At 42.6% G+C, this 8658-nt stretch carries 10 protein-coding genes and 1 pseudogene; 2 read left to right on the top strand and 9 right to left on the bottom strand.

The window, feature by feature from the left end; translation table 11 throughout:
- Both F6K49_RS31675 and F6K49_RS31670 read right to left on the bottom strand, forming a co-directional pair.
- Window positions 1-239: pseudogene (locus F6K49_RS31675) on the bottom strand (hypothetical protein); the annotation flags it as partial.
- Window positions 240-362: 123 nt separating this feature from the next.
- Window positions 363-605 (bottom strand): hypothetical protein, encoded by a 243-nt coding sequence (locus tag F6K49_RS31670; protein ID WP_293103026.1) that lies wholly within the window; start codon window positions 603-605, stop codon window positions 363-365.
- On the opposite strand from F6K49_RS31670, the gene F6K49_RS31665 reads away from it, so the two are divergent.
- The gene (locus tag F6K49_RS31665; RefSeq protein ID WP_293103024.1) at window positions 596-808 is read left to right on the top strand and encodes a hypothetical protein; all 213 of its coding nucleotides are present in this window, start codon (window positions 596-598) and stop codon (window positions 806-808) included. The genes F6K49_RS31670 and F6K49_RS31665 overlap by 10 nt on opposite strands.
- Here F6K49_RS31665 and F6K49_RS31660 read toward each other — a convergent pair.
- Genes F6K49_RS31660 through F6K49_RS31650 form a run of 3 tightly spaced genes read right to left on the bottom strand, consistent with a single transcriptional unit; the run spans window position 747 to window position 3087 of the window.
- Window positions 747-1262: a hypothetical protein gene (locus tag F6K49_RS31660; RefSeq protein ID WP_293043513.1), complete on the bottom strand. Its 516-nt coding sequence runs from the start codon at window positions 1260-1262 to the stop codon at window positions 747-749. The two genes, F6K49_RS31665 and F6K49_RS31660, sit on opposite strands and share 62 nt — an antisense overlap.
- Window positions 1262-2116: a phage baseplate assembly protein V gene (locus F6K49_RS31655; RefSeq protein WP_081431195.1), complete on the bottom strand. Its 855-nt coding sequence runs from the start codon at window positions 2114-2116 to the stop codon at window positions 1262-1264. Before F6K49_RS31655 ends, F6K49_RS31660 begins: the two co-directional genes overlap by 1 nt.
- A complete protein-coding gene (locus tag F6K49_RS31650) occupies window positions 2113-3087 on the bottom strand; it encodes a hypothetical protein (RefSeq protein ID WP_075899932.1) in 975 nt (324 codons plus the stop codon). Before F6K49_RS31650 ends, F6K49_RS31655 begins: the two co-directional genes overlap by 4 nt.
- Before the next feature lie 35 nt (window positions 3088-3122).
- Between F6K49_RS31650 and F6K49_RS31645 the strand changes: the two genes are divergently transcribed.
- A complete protein-coding gene (locus tag F6K49_RS31645; RefSeq protein ID WP_293024009.1) occupies window positions 3123-3269 on the top strand; it encodes a hypothetical protein in 147 nt (48 codons plus the stop codon).
- On the opposite strand, the gene F6K49_RS31640 is transcribed toward F6K49_RS31645, so the two are convergent.
- The 4 genes from F6K49_RS31640 to F6K49_RS31625 form a co-directional block, all read right to left on the bottom strand.
- On the bottom strand, window positions 3266-6358 hold the full coding sequence (locus F6K49_RS31640; protein WP_293103022.1) for a hypothetical protein: 3093 nt from the start codon (window positions 6356-6358) through the stop codon (window positions 3266-3268). The two genes, F6K49_RS31645 and F6K49_RS31640, sit on opposite strands and share 4 nt — an antisense overlap.
- An 18-nt stretch (window positions 6359-6376) precedes the next feature.
- Entirely contained in the window at window positions 6377-6823 is a 447-nt protein-coding gene (locus tag F6K49_RS31635; RefSeq protein WP_293103020.1) for a hypothetical protein, read from the bottom strand.
- 63 nt (window positions 6824-6886) lie between these two features.
- Window positions 6887-7471, bottom strand: a complete 585-nt coding sequence (locus F6K49_RS31630; protein ID WP_075899928.1) for a DNA circularization N-terminal domain-containing protein — start codon at window positions 7469-7471, stop codon at window positions 6887-6889.
- Between the two features lie 2 nt (window positions 7472-7473).
- A complete protein-coding gene (locus F6K49_RS31625) occupies window positions 7474-8442 on the bottom strand; it encodes a hypothetical protein (protein WP_293103017.1) in 969 nt (322 codons plus the stop codon).
- Window positions 8443-8658 lie beyond the last annotated feature (216 nt).

Genomic DNA, 8658 nt, shown 5'->3' with positions numbered 1-8658 from the left:
TCGGGAATCGGGAATCGGGAATCGGGAATCGGGAATCGGGAATCGGGAATCGGGAATCGGGAATCGGGAATCGGGAATCGGGAATCGGGAATCGGGAATCGGGAATCGGGAATCGGGAATCGGGAATGGCTGATGGCTGATGGCTGATGGCTGATGGCTGATGGTTGATGGGGAATGGGGAATTTTGCGATCGCACTAAACTGATTTGACAAACAAGCTTGTAGGGTGGGCAAAAACATTTTGATTCACATGAGTATTCTAGATAAGATAACTTTGTTCACCCTACTTTAATTTGTATTTTTTTGACTGCTCTCAATTTACGCTGAAACTCAGGAGTAAGTTGCACCTCAACTAACGGAGCGTCAGTCAATATCAATTCCCTCCCAGATTTGAGAAATGGGTAGGGTTTGTCCAGTCACAGCTTGCTGCCAAGATTTGCGAAAGCTTTCTGCTGAAAAGTCAGTATTATCGCCTTCTGGTATAGTTTGAATTTCTAGGGCATGGTTTTTTTGAATAATTGTGGATAGTATTTTGAGTAGTTCAAGCTGCTCTGCTAATGAAAGGGACTGAGCAATGTTGACCGCTTCTTGAAGCTGTGATTTCATTAATCTCCTCTATTTATAATTATATTGTCTACAGTAAAATAATAGAATATTCTTTACCCATTACCCATTACCCATTACCCATTACCTATTACCTATTACCCATCACCCATTCCCGATTCCCGATTCCCGATTCCCGATTCCCTAAATTGGTAACTCCTTACCTGCAACCGTCAAGCCTTGAGTTACCTCCAAATTGCCGTTAATTTTAAGAGTTTTTGATGGATTGAGAGGGGACAATTCGATATCACCTTGATCAGAAATATTAAGGCGTAAAATTTCCTCTCCCTTCATCGTGATCACCAACCCCGCCTTTGCCTCTGAGACATCCAACACCAGCTCATCCTTAATCGTGATTCCCTTCTCAGCCACCAGGGGTCCGGTTGCCGTTACGTTGTTATTCGTTTCTAGGGAAATACCATCCTCTTGATGTAAACAAATTAGAGCATGACCAGGACTTTTTTCACCATTCTTTTTACCATGAGGACATTGCTCATCTGTCCCCTCACACCAACCATTTTCATCAGGTTCCTCAATGGGGCTAGGCATATCATAAGGACAGACGAAAATTTTGAGGTAAACAGGATGGTCTCCTTTTAGATCTTGAATTGAGCCATTTAAAAATTTATAATCGCTATTTGCCCCTTTGATTCTAACCATTACCCCACCTTGGTATTTCTCGCCTTTGCCTGAATTGAATTAATCTTCTCTGTTGGCACCATCACCGGACAGGGAGCGCCGAGGTTACCCACATGGGTGTGGGTACTCAGAATAATATCGTCACTATCACCAACCGCATTAGCCGGTAACCGTCCACCAACTTGTACAGAAGCCGTACTTGCATCCCCAATCTTGATCGAACCTACACTTTTGACGGTGACATTAGAGCTAGCTGCATCAATGGTGATGCCCCCACTTTCAACTTTAATCTTGCAGGTGCCGTTATCAATAGTGATATTACCACCAGATAAAGCCACGGTACATTTTTCGTTTTTCAGGGTAGCATCTCCTCCTTCCAGGGTGACATGGCACTTTTCGTTGGTGAGATCAATTTTTTCATCATCGACAGTAATCACCTGTTTCTCATTTTTACTAGTAATAGTAACTACCCCCTCCTGATCAATTTTCAAACTACCCCCGTCTTTCGGGTTATTTTGTAGGTAGAATTCCTTTTCCTTGTTGACAGGGGGTTGGTCTTGGTCATTGTAGAGCCGACCAATAATCACAGGAGCATTGAGATTACCCCCAATAAAGGTAACCAACACCAAATCCCCAACATTGGGAATATTAACCAGTCCTAAATGGGGGGTTGCTACTGGCACTTTGCGCAATTCAAAGTCTTTGCCGTCTGGCTGTTTCTTGTTCTTTAACTTGACTGAACATTGGTAGTTGTCCTTGTCACTCTCAGAGGTATGGGGAAACACCGCTGTCACAATCCCCAACTCAGTAGTGTAAACTTTACGTGCTTCCTGCCGAGCAACCTTCTGCATTACTCCAACAATCGAGTCTGTCACACTTCCTCCCAATCAATTACAGTACAAAAACCACTACGGCGATTGAGACGGTGGCTCACTCCCGTGACTTTGAAGCTACCATTCAGGGTAGCCATCGGCATTTTTGACACCTTGATCTCATCTCCTAGCTTGACATTAGCATTACCTAGCACCTTAATTTCACCCCGTTGCTTCTGGCGCTGCTTAGCCAAAACCGCCTCAGCCATTTTCTGAGCAACTGCCTGGGTACGAGCTGTGGGGTCAGTCAGTCGTAGAGTCGTAAAACCAGAACCGGAACCAGCAGTACCCTTAACCTCTTTTTTCGTAAGCCAAGAGTAAGCCTGTTCTCCTTGTCCTTGACTGCTGGGACTTTCCCCGTAAATTTCTACCTGCTCAACCCCAGGATGGGGTTGCTCCAATTCCAAGGCCAGAATGTCTTCCCCATATTTGAATTGATGGGTACTGGCAGGGTTATATTTGGCAAATACAGCTTTGTCTTGGGTGTTGGCATAGAAATCAAAGCCACATTGTTGTGCTAAGGTCTCGAGCTCGTCATAGGCTGACCTCAACTCTCCCACCCCATAGACCGAAAATTTCAGACCATTCTCCACTTGCCCCACCTTCACCTTGCCCAACTTGAGAATATCTTTGACAATATCTCCAGCATTTGGTTTTTCGTAAACCCGATTTAACCGAGCTGCGGTCAAACTCCCAAAAGTGCTGGCAGCCTCAATCCTGACACGGTCAATGCTCCAGTCTACCCTACTAACCTTACCGGTAAAGACTAACGTTTGCTTATTCTCATAGCCCAATTCCACCGATACCAGCTCTTCTGGACTGATAGTTAAACCCTGTGGTAACCCTAGAACAAGACAGCAGGTATTAACCGGAATAGTTAAAGAACTATGCGATCGCAACTCAATGAGCTGCGTTTGTTGCCCAGCGTTACAGACAACGCTACCAATTTTAATGGTGTAAGCAATTTTTAACATCAGGAGAATTTAGAATTTGGAATTTAGAATTTAGAATGGGGGATGGGGAATCGGGAATCGGGAATCGGGAATCGGGAATTGGGAAAATTAGCGATCAAGATAAACTTGATATAGCACTACCCTCCCAATCACCTATTACCTATTACCCATTACCTATTCCCTATTCCCTATTCCCTAACTAAACCGGCAAAGCATTCAACAAGCGATCAAAAGAATCAGCCACATCCTCCAAACCAATATCCAGTTCACTTTTTAGCTGCTCAAGCCGTTGCCGCAGTGCTAAAAAAAGCTTATTAATAGCTCCTCGCAATTTTTCGGTCTTTTGCACTACTTTTTGCTGATACTGGCTATCTAGAGCATCACCTACTGCCTGAGGAATGTCTCTTAATAGTTGGATTATATTTCCATGTAACTGGTCTAGTTCATCAACAATGTTTTGAGGATAAATCTCTTTGAGCTTGTCTTTTAAATAAGGGAAAATTGATTCCATATTCATCACAATCAGGTCTTGGGTATAACTCGCTTCGATTAACAAACGGTTAAAGTGAACCAGATCACTTTTATAGTCACCTAAACTTAAAACTTTAACCTCGGTAGTCAAGGTTACTCCCTCAAACCGTTGCTTATTGTAGAAGTCTTCCTGGAGCAGCAGGTTATTCAACTCTCGAATCACCGCTTGTTTAGTTCCTTCTGTCTTCGCCTTTAGCAACAATTTAGTAGTCTCAGAAAGCTTACTATTGATGTACTTAGAAACGTTATCCTCGGGTTGAGCAAGTTTTTGGATTAAACTATCAATATCTTTAAAGTCACTCTCATCAAAGGAATTCAGCAGTAGCTTCGGCCTCAGAGACTTTAAGGTTTCCAAAGTTGTTGTATATGTCCCTTCGATTGCTTTTACTACCTCATTAGTCAGACTGTCAATGGCATTCTTAACCCCATTAATTGCCTGACGAATTTGGTCTCCTAGCGTCTGAGCAACCTGGCTGAGAATCTCCACTAATCGTTTCGGAGCATCCTCGATAATTTTGATCACATTGCCAATGTCACCAAGAACAGTACGAGGCTGCTCTAGTAATTTGTCCAAAGCTTGGAGAATTTCCCGCAGAGGATTGACAATCTGTCGGTTGAGTTCATCGGGAATAACTTGCTTGAAGTTAGCCATTACCTGCTGAGGAGAAGTGCGGTTGGCACTTTCTTGCAAGCGATCGCGTTGGCTCTCATTCCCCTGGAGTCTAGTGGTGTCTGTAACGATAGTATTGACTTGTTCGAGAACCTCTTGGGGGGAAGTTGCAGTAAAGTTTTGATAAAGGTTTTCCAAGCGTTTTCGCAAATCTTCATAATCTACAGCAATTTCTGCTGGTAGAGTTGGCAAGCTGGCTGCTGGTGGTGCTGGTAGAGTTGCTACCACCTGCTGATAAGCTGTAACTTGTCCGGCAACGCCATCGGTTGCTAGATCATCGGGAGTCTGGGTGTAAGTTGCGATCGCGTTTTGGAGTTCCTGCAATTGCTGTGTCAAACCCTGCTCATCAACTGCATTCACCTTGGTCACGATCCCATCTCGGATTTTCTCAACCTCTTGAATTTTTTCGGCAAAACTGAAGCTCAATATCTCCTGCAAAGTGTTCCAAAAATCTGACTTGAGGACATCTGACAACCCGATATTCGCCATCAGCTTATCTACTTGACTCAAACCATCCGTCACTTTGCCCACAAGCTTCTCGACAGGTAAATTATCTAGCTGGGTTTTGACAGTTGCCAGCTGCTGATTCAGGAAATCTGTTATCGTTTTGGGAGATAAGGACTCAATCACCCCTAACAACTTTTCGTATAATTCTTCTAACAAATCCAACAATTGCTTGGGATTAATCACTTCTAGTTTTTCAATGATATCATTATAAAAGTCTTTAACTGGTTGAAGAAGTATAGAAGGCTTGTACTCATTTAATTTATTGATCACAGGAGTAAGATAGGGCTCGAGAAAATCAACCACCAGAGTACCAGGTTGTAAAGATTCAATTTTGTCGTTAATTTTATTAAATTCCCCTTCGATTAAAGCCACAATATTGTCTAAGGGAGCTAAAATCTCATCAAAGGCAGCTTTCAACTCAGGGTTAACGACACCCGGAACATCCACCGCTTTAATTACCTCTGTTCCCACTTTTAGTGCGGTTTTAACCGGGGTACTAAGGGTAGAGACATCAACCGCTTTTAACTCCTTCTCCAAGTCATTGCTTTTGGTTACCACCACTTGAAACGCTGGTTTAAGGGACACTTCTTTGAGATTGTCAGTAATTGTCCCCATACCCTCTTCAGCTTGTTTTAGGGCATTAGTAATCTGAGGACTGTCCAAAATGGCACTAACTTTGTCAAACAGCTCATTGATTTTATGGTCTAACTGCTCTCGGTTGAGCTGGGTTTTAATTTGAGTATTAACACTTTCAATTGACGTTTTTATGTGGTCAGTTTGCTGTTCGAGGTTTTTAGAAAATTCATCAACTTTACCAACAATAGTTGTGGAGGCTTCATTACATACTTTTTTAAATGGTTTAACTAATTCTTGGGACTTCCCATAAGTATTTTTAAGAAACTCTTTAACCTTTTGAATAATTTCTTCAAGATAGCTTTTGACTTTATTTAACAGCTCTTCTCCCTGCTGAATTTTGTCGGTAATAGCTTTGGTGACTTTAGTAGCAATCTCCTCAACCTGACTAATTGCTTGTTCAATAACCTTTGGTATTTTATGGGCAAACTCCCTGAGTTTATCGGTAATAGTTTTAACTTTAGCTGTCAGAGTCTCAATATAAGTCTTGATTTTATTAAAGAAAGGAACTAAACCTCCTGTAGTAGCACCACCTTCTGTAGTACTAATTAATTCCTCTAAAGCAGTTTGTAAATTTGTGATATCAAAGTTTTGTAAATTTGCCAGAGCTGTCTTTGTGCTAGCATCAATGCTCTCAAATTCTCTAGCAATCGCTCTAGTTCTTTTTATCAGTTCTTTAAATTGCTCTTTTTTTAGGGAAGTAGGGTCTTTTAGGGAATCCAGCAGTTTGTTATATTCTGCTATTAATTCAATTCGCCGCTTAATATTACTTTCAATGCGGCTAATAGCCTTGGAAGGAAGTTGTTCTGCTAAGGAGTTAATCTGTTCCTTAAAAATTTCGGTGAGGGCTTGTGACTCAAATTTTTTCAGTAATTCATCTGGATCTGACAATTTATCGAGTAATTTTTTTAGTCCTTTGAATAAAACATCCAAGGTGCGAACAGGTAGCATCCCTGCCTTGGTGACAAATTATTCAAATTCCCCAAAGATAGTTGGTGTGCCTGTAGGCAATTCTCCGATACTGAAACTACCTATCAAGTCTTGAGTTAAAGAGGAAATCGTATCTTTAATTTCATCAGCAATCTTCAAATCTCCGAAATCAGCTGCCTTGGGTAAGGGAATGGCTGCGGTAAGGCTGTCGAAGTTAAGTTCTGTGAGTTGGTCGATTTTTCCGGATAATTCTGCTTTCAGTTCCCCAGCAGATAAAGGCACCTGGGCAATTATCTTCTTTACATTTGTAAAATCGACCTGAGGAAGCTGCTCTTCTATTTGCTGCTGATAATTACCAACATCAGGAAGACCATTTTGAGCCAGTTGAGCAACAGTACTTTCCGCTTGAGTACATTGATTTTGAGCATCAGCAAATGCTACTTTAGGATTAATGTCTTTGAATTGCTCGACAATAGAGAGTGCCATAATCTTGAGTCTGATTAACTTAATCTTGTGTGTAAAAGCTGGTTTAAAGCTAAAAACGGCAACTTAAATCCCAAAAATAGCTTTTAATCCTTCTGTTACTTTATCTAAATCTTTTGTGGCTTCTTGTACGGGTTCTAAAGCTCTTTTTAACGGTTCAAATGGGTTAGTAATTTCCGGAATAGTACCCAGTTGTAGAGCATCAGGAAGAGTGGCAACATCCATCAGATTCTTCGCCTTAACCTGAATCGAATCGTCTACCTTAGCAACACCTGCAAACCCTTGACTACTAGGAGGATCAGTATACTCAGCAATGGTCAAAGTATAGCTGAACTGCTCTGGCTCCTTAGCTAATTGAAACACCTCAAATCGTTCCACAATAACCTGGCCAAAGTAGCTTCTGCCAACAATTTCGGCAATAAAATCCACAGGTTTCCGCTGTTTGTAAATTTGTCGCAGTTTCTCCAAGTCCTTACTTGCTTGAGAACCGTAAAAGATACCACTAATCCCTAAGAATACTGAATCCCGTCCCAAGTCCTGCACAAGGTTTCCTGCCATACCAGGAACACGATGGGAGATCAAATTCGCTTGCTCTAGGGTGACCAGCCGATGCACCCGGTTTAGCTTAATTCCTCCTAACTCAATAGCCATGATTAGCTGCTCCCATAAAATCTACGGTATTCGCGACTGACTTTGCGAGCGATCGCGTCCATAATCTCATCTAAGTCCATTTCTGGTGTACCGTTGCGGCTGATCATCTCTGTTTCAACCTCTGTTTCTAGCTTGCTGGGATCGGAAGAATGGGTAATGGGTAATGGGTAATCGGTAATAGGTAATGGCTGATGGGTAATAGGTAATGGGTAATGGGTAATGGCTGATGGCTGATGGCTGATGGCTGATGGCTGATGGCTGATAGCTGATGGCTGATGGCTGATAGCTGATGGCTGATGGCTGATGGCTGATAGCTGATGGCTGATGGCTGATGGATCACTGGAAGTTTGAAGAGCCTGGGGTGATGCAATATCAATATCCGCACCCAAGGGAAACCTCTGCAAGGTTTCGGGACTCGCACCACTAATTTCTTCACCACTCCCATAGTCATCAATCAGTTGATCGGGAGTTGCGTTGGTAAATAGTACTTGATCTCCGTTATCCTCCAAGTCCTCCGGATCTACTAGGTTTGAGTACAACGTGGGATCAGAGGCACTAACCAGATTAGGGTTTGCTAAATCTAGCTGTTCCTGGGAAGGTAATAATTCGGCCAGTTCTTTCAAACCCTGAACATTACTCGAATGCTTTGGTAAGACTACTTCTTCATTCCTGCCCAGAGTCGGTTTTTTAGATATAGGTTGGGTTGAGGGAGCAAAGGAGGAAGAACGGAAGAGTTCTTCATCTAGGGTCAGCTCTTGTACAGGAGTAATTGTGGGCAGCTTCTGCCCTCTGCCCTCTACCTTCTGCCTTCTTGTAGCCCCTGATTCCACCCTAGACAATTGTACATCCCCTGAAGTAACAAAAACTTCGCTATTATTCCCCTGGCTTACCTGATCTCCACCGACTGGTGTTGACCAACTATCCTCCATAGTTGGATTAGGAGTTGGGTGTTGCTCAATTGAAGTATGCATGGGCGATGGTCTGGTTTTGGAAAAGCCCCCATTATCCCCCGAGCGAGCAATCCCTCGCTCGGGGGACTTTGAGTATGGCTCCCCCCTTATTAAGCTATGCTTTATAAACATATTTCTTTACAAAAAACTTGACAAATTTTAGGAATTATGAATAGGAAATAAATAGGGCTGGCTGCATGAAGGCAGAAGGCATACCCGACAAGGCTTTCAAGCCTT

The sequence above is a fragment of the Moorena sp. SIO3I6 genome (assembly GCF_010672095.1).
This window is presented reverse-complemented; position numbering and strand designations above follow the sequence as displayed.

Bases quoted from the DNA above. Each gene is read 5' to 3' on its own strand.
- F6K49_RS31670 (WP_293103026.1), bottom strand. From the start codon at position 605: ATGAAATCACAGCTTCAAGAAGCGGTCAACATTGCTCAGTCCCTTTCA.
- F6K49_RS31660 (WP_293043513.1), bottom strand. From the start codon at position 1,262: ATGGTTAGAATCAAAGGGGCAAATAGCGATTATAAATTTTTAAATGGC.
- F6K49_RS31650 (WP_075899932.1), bottom strand. From the start codon at position 3,087: ATGTTAAAAATTGCTTACACCATTAAAATTGGTAGCGTTGTCTGTAAC.
- F6K49_RS31645 (WP_293024009.1), top strand. From the start codon at position 3,123: ATGGGGGATGGGGAATCGGGAATCGGGAATCGGGAATCGGGAATTGGG.
- F6K49_RS31640 (WP_293103022.1), bottom strand. From the start codon at position 6,358: ATGCTACCTGTTCGCACCTTGGATGTTTTATTCAAAGGACTAAAAAAA.
- F6K49_RS31635 (WP_293103020.1), bottom strand. From the start codon at position 6,823: ATGGCACTCTCTATTGTCGAGCAATTCAAAGACATTAATCCTAAAGTA.
- F6K49_RS31630 (WP_075899928.1), bottom strand. From the start codon at position 7,471: ATGGCTATTGAGTTAGGAGGAATTAAGCTAAACCGGGTGCATCGGCTG.
- F6K49_RS31625 (WP_293103017.1), bottom strand. From the start codon at position 8,442: ATGCATACTTCAATTGAGCAACACCCAACTCCTAATCCAACTATGGAG.